This window comes from Sinomonas sp. P47F7, from assembly GCF_049332655.1.
Classification (GTDB): domain Bacteria; phylum Actinomycetota; class Actinomycetes; order Actinomycetales; family Micrococcaceae; genus Sinomonas.
The window spans coordinates 3,257,487-3,282,680 of the sequence record NZ_CP186327.1 but is presented as its reverse complement, the minus strand read 5'-3'; the positions used below and the strand labels follow the sequence as shown (position 1 = coordinate 3,282,680).

Annotated in this window: 19 protein-coding genes; 13 read left to right on the top strand and 6 right to left on the bottom strand. The window is 70.6% G+C overall.

Features of this window, described 5'->3' with window-relative positions:
• Positions 1-44: 44 nt before the first annotated feature.
• Positions 45-1,832 (bottom strand): acyl-CoA dehydrogenase family protein, encoded by a 1,788-nt coding sequence (locus ACOKR1_RS15255; protein WP_422933831.1) that lies wholly within the window; start codon positions 1,830-1,832, stop codon positions 45-47.
• A gap of 76 nt (positions 1,833-1,908) precedes the next feature.
• On the opposite strand from ACOKR1_RS15255, the gene ACOKR1_RS15250 reads away from it, so the two are divergent.
• Entirely contained in the window at positions 1,909-2,727 is an 819-nt protein-coding gene (locus ACOKR1_RS15250; protein WP_422933830.1) for a shikimate 5-dehydrogenase, read from the top strand.
• A 72-nt stretch (positions 2,728-2,799) separates the two neighbouring features.
• On the opposite strand, the gene ACOKR1_RS15245 is transcribed toward ACOKR1_RS15250, so the two are convergent.
• A complete protein-coding gene (locus ACOKR1_RS15245; protein ID WP_422933829.1) occupies positions 2,800-4,035 on the bottom strand; it encodes a THUMP-like domain-containing protein in 1,236 nt (411 codons plus the stop codon).
• 68 nt (positions 4,036-4,103) lie between these two features.
• Between ACOKR1_RS15245 and ACOKR1_RS15240 the strand changes: the two genes are divergently transcribed.
• The 5 genes from ACOKR1_RS15240 (at position 4,104) to guaB (ending at position 10,656) form a co-directional block, all read left to right on the top strand.
• On the top strand, positions 4,104-4,466 hold the full coding sequence (locus ACOKR1_RS15240) for a hypothetical protein (protein WP_422933828.1): 363 nt from the start codon (positions 4,104-4,106) through the stop codon (positions 4,464-4,466).
• A gap of 188 nt (positions 4,467-4,654) precedes the next feature.
• Positions 4,655-4,951: a co-chaperone GroES gene (groES, locus tag ACOKR1_RS15235; RefSeq protein WP_208709675.1), complete on the top strand. Its 297-nt coding sequence runs from the start codon at positions 4,655-4,657 to the stop codon at positions 4,949-4,951.
• Between the two features lie 81 nt (positions 4,952-5,032).
• Positions 5,033-6,640, top strand: a complete 1,608-nt coding sequence (gene groL, locus ACOKR1_RS15230; protein WP_422933827.1) for a chaperonin GroEL — start codon at positions 5,033-5,035, stop codon at positions 6,638-6,640.
• A gap of 240 nt (positions 6,641-6,880) precedes the next feature.
• A complete protein-coding gene (locus tag ACOKR1_RS15225; RefSeq protein ID WP_422933826.1) occupies positions 6,881-8,971 on the top strand; it encodes an acyltransferase family protein in 2,091 nt (696 codons plus the stop codon).
• A gap of 173 nt (positions 8,972-9,144) precedes the next feature.
• Positions 9,145-10,656 (top strand): IMP dehydrogenase, encoded by a 1,512-nt coding sequence (guaB, locus tag ACOKR1_RS15220; RefSeq protein WP_422933825.1) that lies wholly within the window; start codon positions 9,145-9,147, stop codon positions 10,654-10,656.
• Between the two features lie 187 nt (positions 10,657-10,843).
• Here the strand turns inward: guaB and ACOKR1_RS15215 are convergent, their stop codons facing one another.
• On the bottom strand, positions 10,844-12,079 hold the full coding sequence (locus ACOKR1_RS15215) for an IS110 family transposase (RefSeq protein ID WP_422933824.1): 1,236 nt from the start codon (positions 12,077-12,079) through the stop codon (positions 10,844-10,846).
• 273 nt (positions 12,080-12,352) lie between these two features.
• Between ACOKR1_RS15215 and ACOKR1_RS15210 the strand changes: the two genes are divergently transcribed.
• The 7 genes from ACOKR1_RS15210 to ACOKR1_RS15180 all read left to right on the top strand — a co-directional run bounded on the left by ACOKR1_RS15210 (position 12,353) and on the right by ACOKR1_RS15180 (position 23,250).
• The gene (locus tag ACOKR1_RS15210; RefSeq protein WP_415854332.1) at positions 12,353-13,489 is read left to right on the top strand and encodes a GuaB3 family IMP dehydrogenase-related protein; all 1,137 of its coding nucleotides are present in this window, start codon (positions 12,353-12,355) and stop codon (positions 13,487-13,489) included.
• 102 nt (positions 13,490-13,591) lie between these two features.
• On the top strand, positions 13,592-15,313 hold the full coding sequence (locus ACOKR1_RS15205; protein ID WP_422933823.1) for a glycerol-3-phosphate dehydrogenase/oxidase: 1,722 nt from the start codon (positions 13,592-13,594) through the stop codon (positions 15,311-15,313).
• A 65-nt stretch (positions 15,314-15,378) separates the two neighbouring features.
• The gene (locus tag ACOKR1_RS15200) at positions 15,379-15,864 is read left to right on the top strand and encodes a PTS sugar transporter subunit IIA (RefSeq protein ID WP_422933822.1); all 486 of its coding nucleotides are present in this window, start codon (positions 15,379-15,381) and stop codon (positions 15,862-15,864) included.
• A gap of 60 nt (positions 15,865-15,924) precedes the next feature.
• Positions 15,925-16,737 carry an SURF1 family protein gene (locus ACOKR1_RS15195; RefSeq protein ID WP_422933821.1) on the top strand — a complete coding sequence of 271 codons (813 nt, stop codon included), beginning with the start codon at positions 15,925-15,927 and terminating at the stop codon, positions 16,735-16,737.
• A complete protein-coding gene (locus ACOKR1_RS15190) occupies positions 16,734-17,216 on the top strand; it encodes a DUF3817 domain-containing protein (protein WP_422933820.1) in 483 nt (160 codons plus the stop codon). The genes ACOKR1_RS15195 and ACOKR1_RS15190 overlap by 4 nt, the downstream gene beginning before the upstream one ends.
• A gap of 73 nt (positions 17,217-17,289) precedes the next feature.
• On the top strand, positions 17,290-18,840 hold the full coding sequence (guaA, locus tag ACOKR1_RS15185; protein WP_415854340.1) for a glutamine-hydrolyzing GMP synthase: 1,551 nt from the start codon (positions 17,290-17,292) through the stop codon (positions 18,838-18,840).
• A 72-nt stretch (positions 18,841-18,912) separates the two neighbouring features.
• Positions 18,913-23,250 (top strand): DUF4011 domain-containing protein, encoded by a 4,338-nt coding sequence (locus ACOKR1_RS15180; protein ID WP_422933819.1) that lies wholly within the window; start codon positions 18,913-18,915, stop codon positions 23,248-23,250.
• A gap of 14 nt (positions 23,251-23,264) precedes the next feature.
• Here the strand turns inward: ACOKR1_RS15180 and cpaB are convergent, their stop codons facing one another.
• From cpaB to ACOKR1_RS15165, 3 genes are all read right to left on the bottom strand, one after another.
• Entirely contained in the window at positions 23,265-23,999 is a 735-nt protein-coding gene (cpaB, locus tag ACOKR1_RS15175; protein WP_422933818.1) for a Flp pilus assembly protein CpaB, read from the bottom strand.
• Between the two features lie 95 nt (positions 24,000-24,094).
• A complete protein-coding gene (locus tag ACOKR1_RS15170) occupies positions 24,095-24,406 on the bottom strand; it encodes an FmdB family zinc ribbon protein (RefSeq protein ID WP_422933817.1) in 312 nt (103 codons plus the stop codon).
• Positions 24,407-24,482: 76 nt separating this feature from the next.
• A complete protein-coding gene (locus tag ACOKR1_RS15165; RefSeq protein WP_422933816.1) occupies positions 24,483-25,121 on the bottom strand; it encodes a 5-formyltetrahydrofolate cyclo-ligase in 639 nt (212 codons plus the stop codon).
• Positions 25,122-25,194 lie beyond the last annotated feature (73 nt).

Sequence of the window (25,194 nt, the reverse complement as noted above, 5' to 3'; positions counted from 1 at the left end):
CGGTGCCGGCCCGCAATGGGTCGGCTTCCCCGCAGTGGGGCGGCTCAGCCGCACTGGGGTGGCGGGGCCGCGGCCCAATGCGGGGAAGGGCGCCCAATGCGGGAAGGGCGCCCGGTGCGGGGAAGGGCGCAAGGCGCAAACGGGACAGCGCTACACCCGGGCGAGGATCTCCGCCGTCCGCGCAGTGTCCGGGAGGCACCCGTAGCCGAGCGTCCGCTTCTCGCCGAGCCGCGCGCCGAGGAACGCCTCCGCGACGGACGACGGCGCGTGCCCACAAGGAGTGCCCCCTGAAGGGCCAGCGCGAGCTCCTCCGCGAGCCGACGGGCCCACGCCTGCGCCTCCTCCGGCTCCCGCGCCGCGTCGGAGAGGAGCGAGAGCGCGCGTCCGAGCTGGGCGTCGAGCACGGGGTCAACGCCGCGCTGAGCCTCGAGCTCGTCCGCAAGCGCCTCGGCCGCGTCGGGCTCCCGCGCGAGCGCGCGCAGGACGTCGAGCGCCACGACGTTCCCCGATCCCTCCCAGATGGCCATGACCGGCTGTTCGCGATACCGCATCGCGAGGGGGAAGTCCTCCGTATAGCCGTTCCCGCCGAGGCACTCGAGCGCCTCGGCGGCGTGGCCGGGCCCGCGCTTGCACACCCAGTACTTCGCGACGGCGGTCGCGATCCGCGCGAACGCCCGCTCGCGGTCGCCGTCGACCCCGCCGCCATCAAGGCCGCCCGCGTCGGTCCCGGCGCCTTCCCCGCGAGCGGGCCGGCCGCCGTCGTCGGCCGCTGCGAGCCGCAGGCCGAGCGCCGTCGCCGCCTCGGACTCGAGCGCAAGGTCGGCGAGGACCGCCGCCATGGCGGGCTGGTCGGCGAGGAGCCGCCCGAAGGCCCTCCGGTGCCGCGCGTGCCATACGGCCTCGGCGACCGCTTGGCGCATGCCGGCCGCGGTGCCGAGCACACAGTCGAGCCGCGTCTCGTGCACCATCCCGATGATCGCCCGCACGCCGCGCCCGGCTTCGCCGATCCGCCAGCCGAGCGCGCCCTCGAACTCGACCTCCGCCGAGGCGTTCGCTCGGTTTCCGAGCTTGGACTTGAGCCGGACGAGCCGGAACGGGTTCCGCGTGCCGTCGTCGAGCACGCGCGGCACGAGGAAGCAGGAGAGCCCTGCCGGCTCCTGCGCGAGCACGAGGAACGCGTCGCTCATCGGGGCGGAGCAGAACCACTTCTGCCCGGTGATGCGTGCCGTCCCGCCGCCGGCGTCGGTCGCGGTCGTCGTGTTGGCGCGCACGTCGGAGCCGCCCTGGCGCTCGGTCATGGCCATCCCGACGAGTGCCCCGGGTTTCTCCGCAGCCGGGATGAGGCGCGGCTCGTAACCCGTCCCGTACAGGCGGGGAAGCCACACATCCGCGAGACCCGGCTCGGCCGCGAGCGCCGGGACCGCGGCGTGGGTCATCGACACGGGGCACGCGTGGCCCGGCTCGACCTGCGCGAACAGCATGAATGCCGCCGCCCTCGCCACGTGCGCGCCGGGCCTCGGGTCCGCCCACGCCGACGTGTGCGCCCCGTGCGCCACGGCGTCGCCGAGCACGCGGTGATAGGCGGGGTGGTACTCGACCTCGTCGAGCCGCTCGCCGTAGCGGTCCAGCGCGCGCAGGGCCGGCGGGTGGAGGTTCGCGAGCCGCGCGTTCTCCTGGAACTCGGCCGAGCCGACGAGCCGGCCGGCCGCCGCGAGCGCGCCCGAGGCCCACCCCGCGCCGTAGCGGCGGATACCGTCCACGAGCGCGGCGTTGGTCGAGAATTCGTCGAGGCCTACGCGGGGCGGTGGCTGGTTCGCGGCGGTGTCCGGCATGGCTCCATTGCACACCGGCGGCATGCGGCGGGCCAGAGGCGGCGCGCCGCGGCGCGCCGACCGCTAGCCTTGTGCCGTGCCGATCCTCAACAAAGACATGACGCTGTGCATCTCGCTCTCCGCCCGCCCGAGCAACAACGGGACGCGGTTCCACAACTTCCTCTATGAGGCCCTCGGCCTCAACTGGATCTACAAGGCGTTCGCGCCCACGAACCTCGAGCAGGCCATTGCGGGCGTCCGGGGGCTCGGCATCCGCGGGTGCGCGGTCTCGATGCCCTACAAAGAAGACGTCATTGCGCTCGTTGACCGCATGGATGCCTCCGCGGCGGCGATTGACTCGGTCAACACGATCGTGAACGATTCCGGCGTCCTCACCGCGCACAACACGGACTACACGGCGATCGCCCAGCTCATCGAGCGCAACGGCCTCGATCCGGCGCAGTCCGTGCTGCTGCGCGGCTCGGGCGGCATGGCGAAGGCGACGGCGGCGGCGTTCCGGGACGCAGGCTTCCGCGACGTCACGATCGTCGCGCGCAACGAGGCCGCGGGCCGCGCGCTCGCGGATCTGTATGGCTTCGGCTGGCAGGGCGAGCTCGGGGGCTCGACGGCGGACGTCATCGTCAACATCACGCCGATCGGCATGGCGGGCGGCCCCGAGGCGGACGCGCTGTCCTTCCCCGAGGCGACCATCGAGGCCGCACGTGTGGTGTTCGACGTCGTCGCCCTCCCCGCGGAGACGCCGCTCGTCCGCGCGGGCCGCGCGGCCGGCAAGACCGTGATCAGCGGCGCCGAGGTGGCGACGATCCAGGCGCTCGAGCAGTTCGTCCTGTACACGGGGATGCGCCCGAGGGACGAGCAGGTGCGCGCCGCCGAGGAGTTCATGCGCGCCCAGTAGGCGCTCTCCGGCTGCGCCGTCACCTCCGCTGGGTGCACACCCAGCGGAGGTGACGGCGCAGCGAGAAGCGCATTACGCAGGTTCGACGACGGCGGCCACGCGGTCCTCGCCGATGCGTGTGAGCACGAGCGTCGCGCGCTTGTGCGGGGCCTTCCGCGGGGCCCTCCCTTGGCCCGCGAGCAGGAGCTTCCGGAGCTCGTCCGGCGTGACGGCCATGCCGCGCTTCTTGATGTCGAGCGTGCTGATCCCCTCGTCGCGGACCCATTGGCGCAGCGCCCGCACGTTGTAGTGCCGCACCTCAAGCACGCGATAGGCCCGTGCGAACGGGGTCTGGACGAGGTTCGGGGCGCAGATGTACGCGATGTGCGGGTCCACGAGATGGCCCCCGAGCCGGTCCGCGAGCTCCGCGACGAGCCCCGCACGGATCACGGCCCCGTCCGGCTCGTACAGGAAGCCCTCGAGCGGCCCGACGTCCGCGACGGTCCCGCCGTCGAAGTCCGTCTCGGCCACGAGCTCGGACGCCGAGCTGCCCCCGATGACGAGCGCGGCGCGGCGCACGCTCGGCCGCTTGAGCCCGTTGAAGTACAGCCCGACCTCCGCGACGTCGCCGTCGACCGAGACCCATTGGGCCTCGCACGCTGCGGGCACGGAGTCGTGGGGGAGGCCCGGGCCGAGCTTGACCCCCACGGGCAGGCCTTGGTCCGCGAGGCCCGAGGCGAAGCTGAGCGGCGGAGAGAAGTCCTCAGGGTCCCACAAGCGCGTGGTGCCGGACGTCGTTGTCGTGCGCCGCGCGGGGTCCAGCCACACGCCGTCGATCCCCTCCAAGGGCACCGACTGCGCGTCCGCGTGAACCACGCGGACCAGGGGGAACGGCATGAGGTTGACGGTCGCGCACGCGGCGGTCGTCTCGTCGATCTCGACGGCGGTGACCTCCAGATCGAGCGACGCCATGGCCATCGCATCGGAACCGAGCCCGCAGCCCAGATCGGCCACGCGCTGGACGCCGGCGTCGACGAAGCGCCGCGCGTGCCGGGCCGCGACGTTGAGCCGCGTGGCCTGCTCGAGGCCCGCGCGGGTGAACAGCATGTGCCGTGAGAATTCGCCGAACTTGGCCTCGGCCTTGAGCCGCAGCCTCGCCTGGCTCAGGACGGCGGAGACGAGCTCCGGCGCGTGCCCTGCCTTCCGCAGGCGGGCCGAGATGGCGAGCGCGTCTTCCTCGCGGTACGGGCCGAGCGAGTTGAGCAGGGCCCACCCTTCCGTGGTGAGCAACGGGGCGAGCTGCTCGGGGGCTGGGTGGTCTGGGGCCATACTTCAAGCCTAGTTCACATGGGGTAGCCGTCCCTGCCCGGCCCCTCGGATCCCGATAAGGTGGAGGCATGGAGACGACGCCCGCTGCCTCGCCGACCGCCCACAACGGGGGTTCCTCCCGCGCTATCCGGACGGTGCTCATAGTCGGCATCGTCCTGGCAGTCGTCTGCGCGATCCTCCTTGCTGTCGTGTTGGGCCTCGAGGCCTTCACTTCCGCCGTGTACTCGGTGGGCGGGAAGAGCATCGACGATCCCACCCCGGAGGCGGCGGCTCTGCGTGACCAGTACCTCGGCGCGAAGATCGCGGCGATTGTGGGCCTCGTGGTGGGCGGCGTGTTCCTCATCGGCCCGCTCGTCGTCATGTACCTCAATCGCGGCCGCTCGGGCGAGGACGGGGACGGCCTGAGCTTCGACGAGCTCGCAGGGGAGTAGCGGCCCGCGGCCAGCCCGCGACGCGCTGATTGGCACTCGCCTTGACCGAGTGCCAGCCCATCAATAGAGTCGGGGGTAGCACTCGCCTTATGTGAGTGCTAATTGTCCAGGCACGCTCCCGGCACCCGCGACGACGGTTGCATGCCCGGTTCCGTTTTCCGTGATCCGTTCATGAAAAGGAGAGATCCGTGTCGGTCTCCATCAAGCCCCTCGAGGACCGTATTGTTGTCAAGCCGCTCGAAGCGGAGCAGACCACCGCTTCGGGCCTCGTGATTCCGGACACCGCCAAGGAGAAGCCCCAGGAGGGCGAGGTCGTGGCCGTCGGCCCCGGCCGCGTTGACGACAACGGCAACCGCGTGCCCGTCGACGTCGCCGTCGGCGACGTTGTCCTTTACTCGAAGTACGGCGGCACCGAGGTCAAGACGGGTGGCGCCGAGTACCTCGTGCTCTCCGCCCGCGATGTCCTCGCGATCGTCGTCAAGTAGTCAGCGCCGAGCAGGACTCGAGTGCGGCAGCACCCCGGCCCGCAGCGGCCGGGGTGCTGCCTTTGAGGCAAGGAGAAGCGAATGGCAAAGCAGCTCGCATTCAATGATGACGCCCGGAAGGCCCTCGAGGCCGGCGTCGACAAGCTCGCCGACACCGTCAAGGTCACGCTCGGCCCCCGCGGCCGCAACGTGGTCCTCGACAAGAAGTGGGGCGCGCCGACCATTACGAACGACGGCGTGACGATCGCCCGCGAGGTCGAGCTCGAGGACCCGTACGAGAACCTTGGCGCGCAGCTCGCCAAGGAGGTCGCGACCAAGACCAACGACGTGGCCGGCGACGGCACGACGACGGCGACCGTGCTCGCCCAGGCGCTCGTCAAGGAGGGCCTCCGCAACGTGGCCGCCGGCGCGGCCCCGGGCCAGATCAAGCTCGGCATCGAGGCGGCCGTCGAGGCCGTCGCCGCGCGGCTCGGCGAGAACGCTCGCGAAGTCTCGGGCGGTCAGGTGGCCAACGTGGCCGCGATCTCGGCGCAGTCGGACGAGATCGGCGACCTGCTCGCCGAGGCGTTCGCGAAGGTGGGCCAGGACGGCGTCATCACCATCGAGGAGTCCTCGACGACGCAGACCGAGCTCGTGCTCACCGAGGGCATGCAGTTCGACAAGGGCTACCTGTCCCCGTACTTCGTGACGGACGCCGAGCGTCAGGAGGCCGTCCTCGAGGACGCGTTCATCCTCATCCACCAGGGCAAGATCTCGTCGCTCCAGGACTTCCTTCCGCTCCTCGAGCAGACGCTCCAGGCCTCGAAGCCGCTCTTCGTCATCGCCGAGGACGTGGAGGGCGAGGCGCTCTCGACGCTCATCGTCAACAAGATCCGCGGCACGCTCAACGTCGTCGCCGTCAAGGCGCCCGGCTTCGGCGACCGCCGCAAGGCCATGCTCCAGGACATCGCGACGCTCACGGGCGCGCAGGTCGTCTCGCCCGAGGTCGGCCTGAGCCTCGACCAGGTGGGCCTCGAGCAGCTCGGCACGGCGCGCCGCATCACGGTGACGAAGGACGCGACCACGATCGTCGACGGCGCCGGCTCGTCCGAGGATGTCGCGGCGCGCGTTGCGCAGCTCCGTGCTGAGCTCACGCGCACCGACTCCGACTGGGATCGCGAGAAGCTCCAGGAGCGCCTCGCGAAGCTCGCGGGCGGCATCGGCGTCATCAAGGTCGGCGCGGCCACCGAGGTCGAGCTCAAGGAGAAGAAGCACCGCATCGAGGACGCCGTCTCGGCGACCCGCGCGGCGCTCGAGGAGGGCATCGTGGCCGGCGGCGGTTCCGCCCTCGTCCACGCGGTCCGCGTCCTCGACGAGAACGAGGCCATCACGTCGCTTGAGGGCGACGTGGCCGTCGGCGCGAACATCGTGCGCCGCGCGCTCGTTCAGCCGCTCCGCTGGATCGCGCACAACGCGGGCTTCGACGGCTACGTCGTCGCGGCGCGCGTGGCCGAGGCCGAGGTCAACCACGGCTTCAACGCGAAGACGGGCCAGTACGAGGACCTCATCGCGGCGGGCGTCATCGACCCCGTCAAGGTGACCCGCTCGGCCCTGCGGAACGCGGCGTCGATCGCGGCGCTCGTGCTCACCACGGAGACCCTTGTCGCTGACAAGCCGTCCGAGGACGAGTCCGCGGGCCACAGCCACTAGGCCGCGTAGCCCCACAGCACGCCGCGCGGCAGGATCGCGCGGTGCGCACAACTAGAGCACCCCCAACGGGGGCCGTCCCAGCTCGCTGGGACGGCCCCCGTTGCTTTGGCGCGCGGTGCGGCGGCCCGGGGCCGGCGCGCCCACCACGGGGGTTCACACCCGGAAGCTATGGCCTTCACAAGATCTGCACAGGCTCTCGCGGGGGAATGGTGGGGCAGAACGAAACGAGGAGATGCGCGCGTGACGACCGAGACGACCGACTGGCCAACGCCTACTGAACGGACGACGGCGGCACGTCACCCTGGGCGCGGCACCGAGCCGTCCCCCGCGGCGCCGCGGGCGTTTCGGCCGGAGATCCAGGGCCTCCGGGCCGTCGCGGTGCTTCTCGTGGTCCTCTACCACGTGTGGCTCGGGCGTGTCTCGGGCGGCGTGGACGTTTTCCTCATGATCTCGGCGTTCCTCATGACCGGCCAGTTCGTGGCCCGGCATCGCCGCGGCGAGCGGACCAAGCTCGTCAAGCACTGGCTCCACGTCTTCCGCCGGCTCATGCCCGCCGCCGTCGTGACGATTGCGGGCACGGTTGCCGCGACCGTCCTGTTCCTGCCCGCGACCCGGTGGTCGGCCGTCCTCCAGCAGGGCCTCGCCTCACTCGCGTACGCCGAGAACTGGCTCCTGCAGAGCGACGCCGTGAACTACTACGCGCAGAACCACGAGCTCGCGAGCCCGTTCCAGCACTTCTGGTCGCTCTCGATCCAGGGCCAGATCTTCATCCTCTTCCCGCTCCTTTTTGTCGCGCTGGGCGCGATCGCGCGGCGGTTCCGGCTCCGCTACGAGCGGTTGCTCGCGTACGCGTTCGGGGCGGTGTTCGCGGCGTCGTTCATCTACTCGGTGATCGACACGCTCGTGAACCAGGTCCAGGCCTACTTCTCCCTGCCGGCCCGCGTGTGGGAGTTTGCGCTCGGGAGCCTCCTCGCCCTCGTGATCGATCGCGTGCGGATTCGCCCATGGATCGCGGTCCTCATCGGCTGGCTGGGCGTCGCCTCGATCGTCGCGTGCGGCATCGTGCTGAACGTCGAGACCGCGTTCCCGGGCGCGATCGCGCTGTGGCCCACGCTGTCCGGCGCCGCCGTCATCCTCGCCGCCCAGCACGGCGGCCGGTTCGGCGCGCATCGCTTCCTCGCGTCCCGGCCGCTCCGCAAGCTCGGTGACATCTCCTACGGGCTCTACCTGTGGCACTGGCCCGTGCTCGTGATCGCGCTCACGTGGCGCGACGAGGAGCGCGCCGGCTGGCTTCTCGGGACTTGCGCGATCCTGCTCTCGCTCGTGCTCGCGTGGGCCACGATCCGGTTCGTGGACCGTCCGTGGCGCGCGTGGAAGTGGCCCGAGGTCCGGCTCCGGAACGGAGTGGTCGGGGTGGTCGCGTGCGCGCTCGTCGCGATCGTCCCCATCGCCGGGGTGCAGGCGACCATCCAGACGAAGTCGAACGCGGCCGAGGCGAAGGCGGACGTCAACAACCCCGGGGCCGCCGTGCTTGTCCCGGGCTACACGAGCCAGGCGTCCCCGACCGCGCAGCTGCTCCCGCTCGCCCAGAACCTCCCGAACGACTGGTATGCGCCGCCGTCGAAGTGCTCGGCTGATCTCAAGGTTCCCGCGAGCATCCAAGGCGATTGCCTCATGACCAACGCGGGGTCGAGCGCCTCGAAGACGATCGTCGTCGTCGGCGATTCCCACGCGGAGCAGTGGACGGCCGCGCTCGCGCCGGTCGCCGCGCAGCACGGCTGGCGCGTCGTGACGCTCCTGTTGGGCGGATGCATCTACACGCCGAGCGTCACGACGCCGAATACCGCGTGCAACAAGTTCAACGCGGACGTGTCCGCGTACCTCGCCGCCAACCCGCCGAGCGCGGTGTTCATGGTCGGGACCGTGGCGTCCGCGTCGTCGTCGGCGGAGACGCTCACCCCGGGGCTCGACCAGACGGTCGCCGCGCTCACGGCGAAGGGCACCGAGGTCGTCGCGATCCGCGACAACCCGCGCTACACGTTTGACATGGCGGACTGCGTGGTGCGGAACGGCGCGTCGAGCGCGGAGTGCAACCCGTCGCTCTCGAGCGTGCTCGCGCAGCAGGATCCGCTCGAGGCGTTCGCCGCGGAGCATACGGACCACTTCGCGGCCATCGACATGACGGACCTCGTATGCCCCAACGGCACGTGCACCGGCGTGATCGGGAACATGTACGTCTACATGGACGACAATCACCTCACGCGGACCTATGCGGCGTCGATGTCGTCCCAGCTCGGCGAGCGGCTCCTCGCCGCCACGGGGTGGTCGTGACGCGCCGCTGACTGTGGCTTTCGTCACCGCGGGGTCCTACGGAATACCAGCGCGGTGCAGGGAAGTTTAGGATAGAAAGCACCGCAGCAGACCAGTCCCGTAACTACTGGCTGGTCATCAGCACTTCTGTCAGTTCGCGCCGCACCCTACCGGCGCACGGCCAAGGAGCACTCATGACCACCGCCCCTGAGCACGACCCGTTCGGCTTCCTGGGACTCACCTACGATGACGTCCTCCTGCTGCCCGGCCCCACCGACGTCATCCCGTCCGAAGCGGACACGTCGACCCGCCTCTCGCGCCGCATCCGCCTCGGCATCCCGGTCCTTTCCGCCGCGATGGACACCGTGACCGAGGCCCGCATGGCGATCAGCCTCGCGCGTCAGGGCGGCATCGGCATCCTGCACCGCAACCTTTCCATTCAGGATCAGGCGGAGCAGGTCGATCAGGTCAAGCGCAGCGAGTCCGGCATGATCACGAAGCCCGTCACGGTCTCGCCGGACGCGACCCTCCGCGAGCTCGACGACCTGTGCGCGCACTATCGAGTCTCGGGTCTCCCCGTGGTGGACGAGAACCGGCGCCTGCTCGGCATCATCACCAATCGCGACACGCGCTTCATCGCGCACGAGGAGTTCGCGACCCGCAAGGTCTACGAGGTCATGACGCCCATGCCGCTCGTGACGGCGAAGGTCGGCGTGGGCCGCGACGAGGTCATCGGCCTCCTCGGCAAGCACCGCATCGAGAAGCTTCCGCTCGTGGACGACGAGGGCATCCTCCAGGGCCTCATCACGGTCAAGGACTTCGAGAAGGCTGATCTGTACCCGAACGCGACGAAGGACGAGGCGGGCCGGCTCCGCGTCGGCGCCGCGGTCGGCTTCTTCGGCGAGGGCTACGAGCGCGCCATGACGATGGTCGAGGCTGGTGTGGACGTCCTCGTCGTCGACACGGCGAACGGTTACAGCCAAGGCGTGCTCGACATGATCGCGCGCCTCAAGAGGGACCCCGCCGCGGCGCATGTCGACGTCATCGGCGGCCAGGCCGCGACCCGCGAGGGCGCGCAGGCGCTCGTCGACGCGGGCGCGGACGCGATCAAGGTCGGCGTCGGGCCCGGCTCGATCTGCACGACCCGCGTCGTCGCGGGCGTCGGGGTCCCGCAGATCACGGCGATCTACGAGTCGTCGAAGGCTGCGATTCCGGCGGGCGTCCCGCTCATTGCCGACGGCGGCCTCCAGTACTCGGGCGACATCGGCAAGGCGATCGTCGCCGGCGCCGACTCGGTCATGCTCGGCTCGCTTCTCGCGGGCACCGCCGAGGCCCCCGGCGACCTCGTCTTCATGAACGGCAAGCAGTTCAAGTCCTATCGCGGCATGGGCTCGCTCGGCGCGATGCAGACGCGGGGCAAGAACACCTCGTACTCGAAGGACCGCTACTTCCAGGCCGACGTCCCGAACGACGAGAAGCTCATCCCCGAGGGCATCGAGGGCCAGGTCCCGTACCGCGGTCCCCTCGCCGCGGTGGCCCACCAGCTCGTCGGCGGCCTGCGCCAGACCATGTTCTACGTGGGCGCGCACACCATCGACGAGCTCAAGGCCAAGGGCAAGTTCGTCCGCATCACGTCCGCGGGGCTCAAGGAGAGCCACCCGCACGACATCATGATGACGGCCGAGGCCCCGAACTACCGCAAGTAGCGTTCCTCTCGCGCCCCTTGTGCGAGCAAGCGAGGCGCGGCGCAGCACAGCCTGCTCGTATGCGGTTGCAGTTCCAGCAGCGAAGGCCCCTCGCCCCTGTCCCGGGCGGGGGGCCTTCGCTGTCGGAGCCTCCCGCTGCCGGGTCGACTGGGCGCACGGTCGACTAATACGGGAGTAGGTGGCGGGTTCAGGCGGGCGCTGGAGTGATGGTGACGTTGTAGCCGAGGTTCTGGAGCTGGCGGATGGCCCTGTTGGTGGCTTTCTGTGGGTTGAGCCGGGTGCAGTAGTCGGCGCCGGGGTCGGTGTAGACCTCGCCGTTTCGAAGCATGTGCCAGGCCGCGGTCAGGATGGCGTGCTCGATTGCTACGACGGCCAAGACGGGGCCACGCCGGGCGGCGATGCGTCGGTACTTGGCGGCGAGGTAGGTCCCCTGGGCGCGCGAGACCGACATCGCGGCGACTCCGAGCGCGGCTTTGAGGTACTTGTCCCCGGGGCGGGTGTGCGACGACTTGACCCGCCCGGCCGACTCGTTCGAGCCGGGGCACACCCCGGCCCAGGACGCCAGATGCCCCGGGGTTTCGAACACGGCCATGTCCGCTCCGGTCTCGGCGATGATCACCTCCGCGACGGCGGTCGAGATGCCGGGGATCGTCGTCAGCGCCTGGCGGGCGAGGCGAAAGGGGGCGATCGCGTCCTCGATCCGTGCTGTGAGCCGGTCGATCATCCCGGTTGCCGTGTCGATCTGGGTCAGGTACTCCGTGACCATGAACGCGTGGTGGTCGGTGAACCTGCCCTGCAGCGCCTCGACCAGCTGCGGGATCTTGTTCCGCAGCGTCCCTCTGGCCAGCTGCGCCAGCTGCTGCGGATCCCGCTCTCCTGCGACCAGCGCGTCCAGGATCGCCCGGGACGAGGCCCCGGTCAGCTCGGAGGCGACCGCGGAGAGCTTGATCCCGGAGGACTCGAGGAACTTCTCCAGCCGCTGGACCTGCCGGGTCCGGTCCCGCACCGCCACCGCCCTGGCGCGGGTGAGGTCGCGCAGCTGCCGGATGGGCTCGGGCGGGACGAACGAGGGCCGCAGCAGCCCGTGCGCGGCCAGCTGAGCCAGCCACGCCGAGTCCGACACGTCGGTTTTTCGCCCCGGGATGTTCCTGGCCTGCTTCGCGTTGACCAGCATCACCGGAAGGCGGTCCTCCATCAGGAAGCAGAACGGCTTCCAGTAGTCGCTTGTCGCCTCCATCACCACCGTGGTGACCTGCTGGGCCTCGAGGAACTCGATCAGCTCCAGGATCTGCCCCACGGTGGAGCCCCACGTCGTCACGTCCGTCGTGAACGTGCCTGCGCGCTTGCCCGGGACCCGGACGGCGACCTTCGCGTCGCGTTTGGAGATGTCCATCCCCGCCGCACGCTCGTGCACCACGTCCATCGCCTGCTCCTCCCTCATCAGGTCGGCCGCGGGAAGGACAGGGATGAAGGTAAGGAATCTAACACTCCTGCTCGGGGCAACAATCCACGGTTCCCGTGGAAGTCCTTCCGCGCCAGGCTAAGGTACAGGCTCGCACGCACCATAGTCCGACCGGCGTCGCGCGGCCGACCTCACGAGGATCCGCCCCGAGGACGTAAGCCGACAAGAGGCGACCACACGCTACTCCCGACCCCCATAGCGCGGCAGCGCCCCTGAATCGCTAAGGTAGAGGCCGTGACCTACGAGATCGAAATCGGCCGCGGCAAGCGTGGGCGGCGCGCGTACTCCCTCGACGACATCGCGATTGTGCCGAACCGGCGCACCAGGGATCCCGAGGATGTCTCGGTCTCGTGGCAGATCGATGCGTACCGCTTCGAGATGCCGGTCATCGCCGCCCCGATGGACTCGGTCATGTCGCCCGCCACGGCGGTCGAGCTCGGCCGCCTCGGCGGCCTCGGCGTCCTCGACCTCGAGGGCCTGTGGACGCGGTACGAAAACCCCGAGCCGGTTCTCGCCGAGATCGCCGCGCTCGACGGCGAGCCGTCGAGCCCCGCGGTCACGCGCCGCCTCCAGGAGCTCTACACCGCGCCCGTCGACCCCGAGCTCATCACGTCGCGCCTCGCCGAGATCCGCGAGGCGGGCGTGACCGTCGCGGGCGCCCTCACGCCGTCGGGCACGGTGAGCCACTACAAGACGGTGCTCGCGGCCGGCGTCGATCTCTTCGTCATCCGGGGCACGACGGTCTCCGCCGAGCACGTCTCGAAGAACCAGGAGCCGCTCAACCTCAAGAAGTTCATCTACGAGCTCGACGTCCCGGTGATCGTCGGCGGGGCGGCGGGCTATACCCCCGCGCTTCACCTCATGCGCACGGGCGCGGCGGGCGTGCTCGTGGGCTTCGGCGGGGGAGCGACGACGACCACGCGGCGCGCGCTCGGCATCCACTCTCCGCTCGCGTCGGCCATCAGCGACGTCGCGGCGGCGCGGCGCGACTACATGGACGAGTCCGGCGGCCGGTACGTCCACGTCATTGCCGACGGCGGCATGGGCACCTCTGGCGATATCGTCAAGGCGATCGCGATGGGCGCCGACGCGGTCATGCTCGGCTCGGCGCTCGCGCGGGCCGCCGAGGCCCCCGGGCGCGGCTGGCATTGGGGCGCCGAGGCGCACCACCCCGAGACCCCCCGCGGCGAGCGCGTCAACATCGGGACGGTCGGGCCGATGCGCGAGGTGCTGTTCGGCCCGGGCCACCACCCGGACGGAACCTCGAACCTCGTGGGCATGCTGCGGCGGTCGATGGCGACGAGCGGCTACTTGGAGCTCAAGGAGTTCCAGCGGGTCGACGTCGTCGTCTCGCCGTACGCCGGGCGGTAGCGCCGGCCCGTGCCGTAGGGCGGGCTCGAAGAGGGGCGGGTTCTTGACGCTCTGCCTAAACTCCAAGCAGGAATTCTCTTCCGGACGAGGGGGCACGGACCGATGCCAGGACACTTGGGCCCGGAGGGCCGGACGGGCGCGATCGAGCGGCTCAAGGCCACGGCGCAGCCGGGCAAGGAGCTCGACGTCCTCATCGTGGGCGGCGGGATCGTCGGCGCCGGGGCGGCGCTTGATGCGGCCACGCGCGGGCTCGAGGTCGGAATCGTCGAGCAGCGCGATTGGGCCTCGGGCACGTCGTCGCGATCGTCGAAGCTCATCCACGGCGGGCTCCGCTATCTCGAGATGCTCGACTTCCGGCTCGTCCAGGAGGCACTCAAGGAGCGCGGCCTCCTCCTGCAGAGGATCGCGCCGCATCTCGTCAGACCGGTCCCGTTCCTGTACCCGCTCACACGGCGGTGGTGGGAGCGCCCGTACGTGGGGATGGGCATGGTCATGTACGACACCCTCGGCCTCACGAGCGGCCACGGCAACGGCGTCCCGCTGCACAAGCACATGTTCCGCCGCGGCACGCTGCGGGCTGCGCCGAGCCTCAAGGACGACGCGATGATCGGCGCCATCCGCTACTACGACGCGCAAGTCGACGACGCGCGGATGGTGACGACCATTGTCCGGACGGCAGCGTTCCATGGCGCCCACGCCGTGAACCGCCTGCGCGTCGAGAGCTTCCTGCGCGAGGGGGAGCGCGTGGTCGGCGCGCACGTGCGGGATCTCGAGACCGGCGACGCTTTCGACATCCGCGCCCAACAGGTCATCAACGCGACCGGCGTGTGGACGGACGAGACGCAAGGCATGATCACGGACCGCGGGCAGCTCAAGGTCCGCGCGTCGAAGGGCGTGCACCTCGTGGTGCCGCGTGACCGCTTCCAGTCGACCGTGGGCCTCATCCTGCGCACGGAGAAGTCGGTGCTCTTCGTGATTCCGTGGGGGCGGCACTGGATCATCGGCACGACCGACACCGAGTGGAAGCTCGACAAGGCTCATCCGGCGGCGTCGAGCAAGGACATCGACTACATCCTCGAGCATGTCAACCGGGTGCTCCGCCGCCCGCTCACGCGCGAGGACGTCGAGGGCGTGTACGCGGGCCTGCGGCCGCTGCTCGCGGGCGAGAACGAGTCGACGGCGAAGCTCAGCCGCGAGCACATCGTGGCGCATCCCGTGCCTGGGATGGTCGTCGTGGCCGGTGGCAAGTTCACGACGTACCGGATCATGGCCCGCGACGCCGTCGACGAGGCGGTCCGGAGCATGGACGAGCGAGTTCCCGCGAGCGTCACGGATCGGATCCCGCTCTTGGGCGCGGACGGCTTCAAGGCCGTGTGGAACCGGCGCCAGCGGCTCGCCGACTCGGCCGGGGTGCACGTCGCCCGGGTCGAGCACCTCCTCAACCGCTACGGCTCGCTGGCGCCCGAGGTCCTCGACCTCATCGCCGAGGACCCCACGCTCGCGCAACCGCTTCCAGGCGCCGACGACTATCTCCGCGCCGAAGTCGTGTACGCCGTGACGCATGAGGCGGCGCGGCACGTCGAGGACGTCCTCACGCGGCGCACCCGGATCTCGATCGAGGCGTGGGACCGCGGCGTCTCGGCGGCTCCCCTTGTCGCGGAGCTCATGGCCCCGCTCCTTGACTGGAGCGACGTCCAGCGCGAGAACGAGACGAGGCACTACCTCAAGCGCGTCGAGGCGGAGCGGCTGAGCCAAGAGCAGCCCGACGACGCGACGGCCGACGGCGTGCGGCTCGGCGCCGCGGACATCATCCCCGTCAAGTGACGCGGAGCGTCAAATGACCTCTTCGACCGGCGGGACGGGCGTCGGCTCGCACGTAAAATAGCGGCATGCCCCAACCTTTCGATCGCTATGACGCCCAGCTGACCACCCCAGGGCTCGTCATCCTCGAGATGGAGGCCACAGACAGGCACGACGCCGCGCGGCAGCTGGCCTCGCGGCTCGCCGCCGAGGGGCGCGTCGACGATCTCGATGCCTTCCTCGCCGATGTGGGCGCTCGCGAGCATCAGCTCGCCACCGGCCTCCCCGGGGGCATCGGGCTGCCGCACGCGCGCAGCGAGCACGTCACCGAGCCGTCGATCGCCGTGGGCGTCGCGCGCTACGGGCACGCTGTGGACTTCGGCGCAGTCGACGGGCCGGCGTACGTCGTCCTGCTCATCGCCACTCCGGCCTCGAGCTTCTCCGAGCATCTCGAGGTGCTCGCAACGATCGCGCGCTCGCTCTCGAAGGACGGCTTCCGCGAATCGCTGCGCCGCGCGAACGACGCCGACATCATCTCCGAGCTCGTCAACTCGGCCCTCGTCTTCGGCGACTGAGGGGCTCGGGGCCGGGGTCCCGTTTCGGTTTTCTACAGCTTGTCGGAGTACCGTTGAGGGGTGCTCCGAACCGCCCTCAAGCCCCGCTGGCTCTTGGCGCTCGTCGCCGCGCTCGCGGTCTCGGGCGTCTTCGTCCTCTTGAGCCAATGGCAGTTCTCGCGGTCGACTTCCGACGCCCCGCCCGTCGTGACGACCACCGAAGATCTGCGGCCCCTCACCTCGACGCTCACGCCCGGACGAGCCTTCCCCGCAGCGGCCGCGGATCAGATGGTGACGGCGACCGGGCACTTCGACGCGAGCCGCCAGCTCGTGGTTCCCCACCGCCTGCGCGACGGCCAGTCCGGCTGGTGGGTCGTCACGGCGTTCGTGGTCGACGGCGCCCCCGCCGTGGGCGACGACCGCACCATCGTGATCCCCGTGGCGCGCGGATGGATCGCGGACCGCTCTCAGGCCAGCCCGCCGCCGTCGGGCGCTGTCCAGCTCACGGGCCGCTTGCTGCCTTCGGAGGCGCCGCAGCAGGACAAGAGCCCGGCGGCCGGGCAGGCCTCGATGGTCTCCGTCGCTGAGCTCATCAACGCGTGGGACGTGCAGAGCTACCCGGGCTTCGTGAGCTCGACCCACGAGGTCACGTCGGCCGGCGACCAGGCTGCCGCGGCGGTGAACGGCTCGCTCAAGCCGCTCGACATCGCGGCCCAGCCGGCCTCCGCTCCCGTGAACTGGCTCAATATCTTCTACGCGGTCGAGTGGGTCGTGTTCGCGGGCTTCGCCGTCTTCCTGTGGTGGCGGCTCGTCCGCGACGACTACGAACGGCAGCTCGAGGCGGAGGCCGACGCGGCGGCCGCATCAACATCCACCACCGGAGGAACACCGTGATCGACCCCAAGCCCGCCACCGGGCGCACGCCCCAGCGCCGCTTCGGCGGCACCGTCGCGCAGATCCGATCGGCGCTCGGCTTCTACAAGGTCATGGCGTACGCGACCGGATCGATGCTCCTGCTCCTGTGCGTCGAGATGGTCCTGCGCTACGGCTTCGGCAAGTTCATCTTCGCCGGCGGCTCCGACGCGTTCACCGGGAAGCCGTTCGCATTCGGCTTCGCCGACGCCGATCCAGCGGGAGTCGTGGGCGGTTTCAACGTCTCGATCACGATCCTCATCGTGCACGGGTGGATGTACGTCCTGTACCTCATCTCGAACTTCCGGCTGTGGTCGCTCATGCGCTGGCCGTTCCTGCGGTTCATCCTCATGGCACTCGGCGGCGTGGTGCCGTTCCTCTCCTTCATCGTCGAGCGCCGCATGCACGCCGAAGTGGAGCGCGAGCTCGTCGCGCACCCCGACGCCGGCCAGCGGTACTGAGCCGGGCTTCCGGTAGGCTTGACGGGTGACAACAGCATCCCAGAGCGCAGGCTCGCAGACAGCCCACAGGCCGGTGCTGGTGGTCGATTACGGAGCCCAGTACGCGCAGCTCATCGCGCGGCGGGTCCGTGAGGCGAACGTCTATTCCGAGATCGTTCCGCATACGCTGACCACCGAGCAGATCCTCGCCAAGAACCCGGCCGCCATCATCCTTTCGGGCGGACCGTCGAGCGTCTACGCGGAGGGTGCCCCGAACGTCGGCCCGGACCTGTTCGAGGCGGGCGTGCCCGTCTTCGGCATCTGCTACGGCTTCCAGGCGATGGCCAACGCCCTCGGCGGGACCGTGGCCCGCACGGGCCTCCGCGAGTACGGCGCGACGCAGGTCTCGGCCGTGGGCGAGCCGCACTCGATCCTCGCGGGCGTTCCCGTGCTTCAGAGCGCGTGGATGAGCCACGGCGACTCGGTGCAGGCGGCCCCGGCGGGGTTCGAGGTCCTCGCGACGACTCCGGGCGCACCTGTCGCTGCGTTCGTCAATCGTGACCGCGCCCTCGGCGGCGTGCAGTGGCACCCGGAGGTCAAGCACTCCGAATACGGCCAGACGGTCCTCGAGAACTTCCTCTTCGGCGTCGCGGGCCTTGAGCGCAACTGGACCACGGGCAACATTGTCGACGAGCAGGTGGGCCGGATCCGCGAGCAGGTGGGCGAGGCCCGCGTGATCTGCGGACTCTCTGGCGGTGTCGACTCGGCCGTCGCGGCGGCGCTTGTGCAGCGCGCCGTGGGGGAGCAGCTGACGTGTGTGTTCGTCGACCACGGACTCCTGCGCGAGGGCGAGGCCGAGCAGGTCGAGCGTGACTTCGTCGCTGCGACGGGCGTCAACCTCTACGTCGCGAACGAGCAGGAGCGCTTCCTCTCGGCGCTCTCCGGCGTGACCGATCCTGAGCAGAAGCGCAAGATCATCGGCCGCGAGTTCATTCGGGCCTTTGAGGAGGCCGAGCGCGCGATCGTCGAGAAGGCCAAGGCCGAGGGCGAGCAGATCCGCTTCCTGGTTCAGGGCACGCTCTACCCGGATGTGGTGGAGTCGGGCGGTGGCGAAGGTGCCGCGAACATCAAGAGCCACCACAACGTGGGCGGCCTTCCGGAGGACATGCGCTTCGAGCTCGTCGAGCCTCTGCGTGCGCTCTTCAAGGACGAGGTGCGCGCCGTGGGGCGCCAGCTCGGCCTTCCGCCGGAGATCGTGGGCCGCCAGCCGTTCCCGGGACCGGGCCTCGGCATCCGGATCGTCGGCGAGGTGACGGGCGAGCGTCTCGACCTTCTCCGCAAGGCCGACGCCATCGCGCGCCACGAGCTCACCGCCGCGGGGCTTGACGACGAGGTGTGGCAGATGCCGGTCGTGCTCCTCGGCGACGTTCGAAGCGTCGGTGTCCAGGGCGACGGCCGCACCTACGGCCATCCGATCGTCCTGCGCCCGGTCTCGAGCGAGGACGCCATGACGGCGGACTGGTCCCGGCTCCCGTTCGACCTCGTGGCCCGGATCTCGAATCGGATCACGAACGAGGTCGAGGGGGTCAACCGAGTGGTGCTCGACGTCACGAGCAAGCCGCCGGGAACCATCGAATGGGAATGATCTCGCGCTGATTTGGCCCCCGGCTGCGTTGCGGCCGGGGGCCTCGGCGTGTAAGCGGCTACTCTCGAAGCTATGCCGATTAGGTCCACAGGCAAACGACGCAGCGCCCCGGACGGCGCGGAGGAGAGCACCGACGTGCCCCAGCAGCCGACCACGCACGAAGATGGAGCCCGCCTCGAGGCATGGCTTTCGTCGCTGCCCGCTGTCATGGGCCCCGACACGATGCTGGGTTTCCTGACGAAGCCGGAAGGCGTCATCGACCTCACCGGGGCGCACGCCTCCGGGCTTGCCCAGCTTCTCGCGGGGCGCCGCACCAGACTCTCGACCCTGATCCGCGAGCGGCAGGATTACACGACCGCGGCGCGCGCTGCCCGGAACCTTCGGGCCAAGATCTACGAACTGGCGAACGACAGGGGCATCGACGCCGGCTATCTCGCGGCCGGCGTGGCCTCGTGGACCTCGGCAGTCGGGGGCAAGCCGCGCCGCGTGAGCGCACCGGTGCTGCTCGCGGGCGTCGCCCTGACGGTGCGATCCGAGCAGGACGACTTCGAGATCAAGCTCAATGAGCAGGCACACCTGAATCCCGCCCTCGTGCGGCACCTGCAGGCCGTTCATCGCATCGACATCGACGCGGGCGCGATCGAGCGCTTGGCCTACAGTACGGCACGGCTCGATCCCCATCCTGTCCTCGAACGGGTCCGCTCGCTGCTGAGCCCGATCCCTGGAGCGACCGTCGACTCGCGTCTGCTCGTCTCGACGTTCGCCGACCTCGAGAACTCGCTCGACGATCCTGCGATCACCCCCGACGTCCCCGTGATCGCGGCGCTGGCCGCCGCGTCCAAGGGCGCGGTTCACGTGGCCCCCGAGCCGCTGGACGCCTCCCGCTTCGCCCCGATCGACGATCGCGCCCCGGCCGAGGAGCTGCTCGTGCTCGACGCCGACCGGGACCAGCAGCTGGCTGTCGACAGCGCGCGCGCCGGCGATTCCTTCGTGGTCGAGACCCCGCCCGGCACGGGCCAGACCCAGACCGCCGTGAACGTCATCGCGAACCTCGTCGATGCCGGCCGTACGGTGCTCGTCGTCGCGGAGCGGCGCGCGAGCCTCGTCGAGCTCACCCGGACGTGCGATCAGCTCGGCTTGGGCTCGATGCTTCTCCAACTCGGCTCCGGGCTCTCGGCCGGGCAGCTCAAGCAGCAGCTCGTCCGCGCGATCGTCCGCAACGAGAAGGCCGAGCAGCCGCGCCTCGAGGGCGTGCACCGAGTGCTGAGCCAGCGCCGCCACCAGCTCATCGAACATGTTGAATCGCTCCATAACGTTCGCGAGCGCTGGGGCTGCTCTCCCTATGAGGCGATGCAATCCCTTGCGCGGCTCACTTCGATCCAGCCCTCCCCGGCGACGACGGTTCGGCTCAAGCGGAGCGTCCTCGACAGCATTCGGGAGCGTCGCGAGCTCGCCGAGCGCCTGCAGCGCGCGGCGGAGCTCGGCAGCTTCAGCCGCGAGGCCACGAAGAGCCCCTGGTACGGCGCCCGCATGCTCACGCGCCGTGAAACAGAGGACGCCCAAGAGCTCGTGCACGAGCTCGTCTCCGACCTCCCCGCGTTGCGGGAGCGCATGGCCGCGGTCGCGTCGTATTCCGAGATCCGCCTCGGCGCGTCGGTCGAGGAGTGGGGCCAGCAGATCGAGCTGCTCGTCGCGGTCCGCGAAAGCCTCGACAAGTTCACGCCGGACATCTTCGATCGGCCCGTCAACGATCTCATCGCGGCGACGGCCTCGTCGGCGTGGCGTCGCGAGCGGGGCGTCGAGATTCCCGCGATGCAGCGTTCCCGCCTGCGTCGCGTCGCGAAGGAATACGTGCGCCCCGGCGTGCATCTGGCCGACCTGCACAACTCGCTCATCCTGGTCCAGGAGCAACGGGCTCTGTGGGCCGACTACGCGGTGTCGCAGCGTCACCCGGCCGTTCCGTCGGGCCTTGCTGATTTGGCGGAGGACTATCGAGTGGTCCACAAGGGCCTCGGGCGGCTCGGCACGATCCTGGCCCGCACCCGCGCCGGAGGTTCGCTCGTGGACGAGGCCGTGGTCGCGGTTCAAGGGCGTCTCCAAGACCTTGCCGAAAGCGCCGATGCTCTGCGTTCGCTCCCCGAGCGGACGCTGCTCGAGGACGAGCTGCGCGAGCGTGGCCTCGGGGAGCTGCTTTCCGACCTGGCCGAGCGCGAGGCCGTTCCCGAGGTGGTCGCCTCGGAGCTCGAGCTCGCGTGGTGGCAATCGGTCCTCGAGGCAATGATCAGCGGGGACGACTACCTTGCGATGTCTGACGGCGGCCAGCTCCGTCAGGCCGAGGTCGAGTTCCGCCGCGCCGACCGCGCCCACATCCAAGCCGGCCCCGCGCGGGTCCGCTGGAAGCTGTCCCGCGAATGGGAGCGTGCAGTCAATGAGCGACCGCGAGAGGCCGAGTCGCTCCGGAACCTCCTGCGCGACGGGCGGATCAGCCTCGCGAACCTCGAGTCCCACGCCGGCGGGCTCGTGCGCCCCCTCGCGCCAGTGTGGACCGCGAGCCCCTATACGCTCGCCTCCGCGGCCCCGGCGCGACGGCGGTTCGACGCGGTCGTGATCCTCGATGCGGACACCCTCCCGGTACGCGCCGCACTCCCGGCGATCGCCCGGGCGCGGCAGGTCGTCGCTTTCGGCGACGCGCACGTGGGCAATCCGAAGTCCTTCACCGTGGGGGTGGGCACGGGTCAGCCGTCCCACGACGACTCGGCAGAGAGCGCCCTGACCGCCCTCTCGAAGGTGCTTCCGACCATGCATCTCAACACCGTCTACCGGGGTGTGGACGAGGACTTGGGGCTCCAGCTGAGCCAGCGCTTCTACCACGGCGCGCTCAACCGCCTCCCTGACGGCCAGTCCGTGACGGGACTCGATCGCGCCCTCGTCGTCGAATACCTCCCGGAAGGCACGGGCCTGCCGGCGGGCCAGGACGGCAACGTCGAGTCGACCGCGGCCGAGGTCAACCGCGTGGTGGACCTCGTGTTCGAGCACGCGGCCCAGCGCCCCGGCTCGTCCCTCGCCGTCGTCACCGCGAGTGCGCAGCACGCGGCCCGAGTGGGCGAGGCGATTCGGCTCCAGATGGCCAACCACACCGAGACCAAGGAGTTCTTCGGCGGCGTCGAGGAGCCCTTCCGTGTGGTTCCCGTAGATCGGGCCGGGGGGCTCGTGCGGGACCACATCATCTTCTCGCTCGGCTTCGGCCGGACGCCTCACGGCAGGGCGATGCATCACTTCGGGCCGCTCAGCGAGCAGGGAGGGCGCCGTCGCTTTGCCCTCGCGATGAGCCGCGCGCGGTACTCGATGCACGTTCTGAGCTGCTTCCAGCCCGGCGAACTCGACCTGACCCGCCTCGGCGAGGGCGCGTCGGACTTCTACGAGCTCCTCGAGCGCGAGCTCGCGGGACGCACTGGCCTTGGAACCCGCGCGACGCGCGCCGCTGCCAGCACCGAGGCGCTCGGCGCGGATCCCCTCGTGACCGATCTCGGCGACAGGCTTGCTTCGCGCGGCGCTCGCGTGTGGCACCACTACGACGGCGCGATCGACATGGCGGCGGCCGTCGATCCGCTCCTGACCATGTCCCGCGACGAGCCGGAGCTGAGCATACCGGTCGCCGTCGAATCGGACGGGACGAAGCGGTATCGCGAGCTGAGCGTGCGCGAGCGGACCCGCCAGCGGCCGGAGCTCCTCGAGCGCATGGGCTGGCGCTACGTCACGCTCTGGACGATCGAGGTCTTCACGGATCCGGGCACGTCCGCCGACATGATCGCGGACGTCCTCGGCCTCGACGGGCACGCCGAAGACGGTGGGGGCGCGGGCTTTCTGAAAGGTGCCCGCGAGGGACTTGAGCCCGCGGCCACTGCCCCCCGCAACACCGGGGGAGCAAGCCTGCAGCCCCCGGAGCAGGCACGATCGAATCGCGCCCCGGCCCCTCGCGGCGGCAATCCAGTCGGCGGGGGCGCCCGCGAGCCCGAACCCACCCGTCGACCGGAAGACCAGCAGGCAGCACCCGAGCAGTACCAGGAGGCGTCCCCCGTGGCCGCACGTGATCATCTGAGCTCTCATCGCCGCGTCACGAGCCCGGCGACCGGCGTGGACCCCGAGGAGGCCCCGCAACCGGTCGCGCCGATTCGCCCCGCGCCGGAAGGCGGGCGCGGCGTGGGCACCCGAGCGACCGCGAGCAACGGGGAGGCCCCCGACCGGGGCAGGCGCGCCCTTCGCTCCGCGGACAGCCCTGATGGTTCGGACGTTGCCCCGCTCATCCCGCGGCGCGCGGCCGAGGACGACCCCCGGTCGTGGGGCGACGCGGACTCGGTCGGCGGGCACGACGATTGGCTGCGCGAACAGAGGCCGCCGCACTGGGGCTGATTCGCCGTCGGTTCTCATCGGGGCTTCCCGTCGACGAGCACGAAGAACACCTTCCCGCGCGTTGACGCCCCGGCGAGCTGTTGGGCCTCGGCCGGACGCGCGGCCACGACGAGGAGCCCCTCCGTGTCCTTTGCCGTGCCGAGCCAGCCGTTGGCCGTCCCGGAGGCCTGACCGGTCCACAGGACCGTCACGGCCTGAGCCACGGTCGTGGACCGCGGCCCATCACGGCTTGCCTCCTCGCTCACCACGATGTCGACGTCCTGGCCGGTTCGGACGAGCTGGAGCGAACCGGGATCCGCGACACGCACCGGCACCGCAACGGTGCCTGCCGGAGTGCCCGTCAGGAGCCCCGGCCCCACGAGCGCGGCGTCCGTGACCACTTCTCCGCGCCGCATCGGGCCCGTGAGTTTGTGCCCCACGGCCGTCTCGATGGTCTTCACCGCGCCGTCCGGCACCGTCTCGGCGGCCAGGCGCGCAACGCGGAGCTGCCCTGATTGGACGGTCGCCCCCGCCGGGAGATCGACATCGGCAACCACCGCGGGGGACGACGCCGACGAGGGCGGCGTGAGCTGGTAGACCGCTGCGGCGGCCGCGGCGCACAGGAGCGCAGCGGCGAGCGAGCGGCGCCTGCGTTCAGCGAATCGTGCGAGCCAGGGGCGGGGTCGGCTGCCCCAGGGCCGGAGGCCTCCGGAGGCCGGGGCTCGCGAGGGCTGGGGGGCTTGCCTGCGGCGCGGACGGAACGGGGTCATGCCCCGACGCTAGGCGGCACGAACCGTCACGAGCCTGCGTCCCATTCCCGATGTGGACGGGGGCCCAGAAAGAATTCTGTGGAGGAGAAGAGCCGCTACTTCGCGGCCGGCACGGAGGCGGCAGGAGCCGGGGTGGAGGCCGGGGCCGGGCTCGAGGACCCGCCGTCGCTCGACGAGCCGCCCGTGGAGCCGCCGTTCGAGGTCGCCGAGCCTGCGGGGACGGTGCTCGAGCTGCGGGAATCCGTGCGGTAGAAGCCGCTCCCCTTGAACACGACGCCCACGCTGTTGAACTTCTTCCTCAGGCTCCCACCGCACTCGGGGCAGACCGTGAGGGAGTCGTCGCTGAAGGACTGGACGACGTCGAAGGCATGTCCGCAGTCTTTGCAGGCGTAGGCGTAGGTCGGCACGGGCGCTCCTTGCAGTACGAGGGGACTTAGCAGTCGTTGACCCCGAGTGCCAATTCTAACAGGTAGTGCCTTCCCGCTATTCCGCAGGGGACCCGAGCCGGTGCAGGCCGTTCGGCGTAATCGCCGCGTCGACGTGCCGATCGAAGGCCTCCTCGGGCACGCCCCCCGAGGCGAGGACTTCGTCGTCGTACACGATCGCGGCAGTGGCGACCGGCGCGCCACCGTCGTCGAGCAGCGCGAGGAAGCGGTCGTAGTAGCCGCCCCCTTGGCCCAGCCGGCGCCCCTCGGCGTCGACCGCCGTCGCCGGGAGGAGGATCGCGGCCAAGGGCGGCCGGCCCGGTGCTCCCGCCCGCACGGCTGGGGCGTCGAGGCGCGGCCCCACTGGCTCCTGAAGAGGCGCGAACCGGCTGCGGGCGTACTCGATATCGGGCCGCCACTCGACCCACGAAAGTTGACGTTCGGGCTCGCATACGGGGAGGAGGACGTGGAAGCCGTCCTCGACGAGCAGTCCGAGCAGGCCGAGCGTCGGCGGCTCGGCGCCGACGCCAAGGTACGCCGTGAGGGTCCCGCCCGCGGGCACCGTCTCGGCCGCCCACGCGAGCCCGTGGCTCGCGAGGAGCGCGCCGGCCACCGCGCGCTCCTCGGGGCTCATCGCACGACGACGGCGCCACACCTCGGTGCGCAGGCGTTCCTTGCGTTCGGCTGCACTTTCCACGCTCCGAGCCTAGTCGCGGAGCCGCGAGAGCCCGCTTGGGCGGCAAACCTCGCATCAGGAACGTCGTATAGAG

Bases quoted from the DNA above. Each gene is read 5' to 3' on its own strand.
- ACOKR1_RS15255 (WP_422933831.1), bottom strand. From the start codon at position 1,832: ATGCCGGACACCGCCGCGAACCAGCCACCGCCCCGCGTAGGCCTCGAC.
- ACOKR1_RS15245 (WP_422933829.1), bottom strand. From the start codon at position 4,035: ATGGCCCCAGACCACCCAGCCCCCGAGCAGCTCGCCCCGTTGCTCACC.
- ACOKR1_RS15240 (WP_422933828.1), top strand. From the start codon at position 4,104: ATGGAGACGACGCCCGCTGCCTCGCCGACCGCCCACAACGGGGGTTCC.
- groL (WP_422933827.1), top strand. From the start codon at position 5,033: ATGGCAAAGCAGCTCGCATTCAATGATGACGCCCGGAAGGCCCTCGAG.
- guaB (WP_422933825.1), top strand. From the start codon at position 9,145: ATGACCACCGCCCCTGAGCACGACCCGTTCGGCTTCCTGGGACTCACC.
- ACOKR1_RS15215 (WP_422933824.1), bottom strand. From the start codon at position 12,079: ATGGACGTGGTGCACGAGCGTGCGGCGGGGATGGACATCTCCAAACGC.
- ACOKR1_RS15205 (WP_422933823.1), top strand. From the start codon at position 13,592: ATGCCAGGACACTTGGGCCCGGAGGGCCGGACGGGCGCGATCGAGCGG.
- ACOKR1_RS15200 (WP_422933822.1), top strand. From the start codon at position 15,379: ATGCCCCAACCTTTCGATCGCTATGACGCCCAGCTGACCACCCCAGGG.
- ACOKR1_RS15180 (WP_422933819.1), top strand. From the start codon at position 18,913: ATGCCGATTAGGTCCACAGGCAAACGACGCAGCGCCCCGGACGGCGCG.
- cpaB (WP_422933818.1), bottom strand. From the start codon at position 23,999: ATGACCCCGTTCCGTCCGCGCCGCAGGCAAGCCCCCCAGCCCTCGCGA.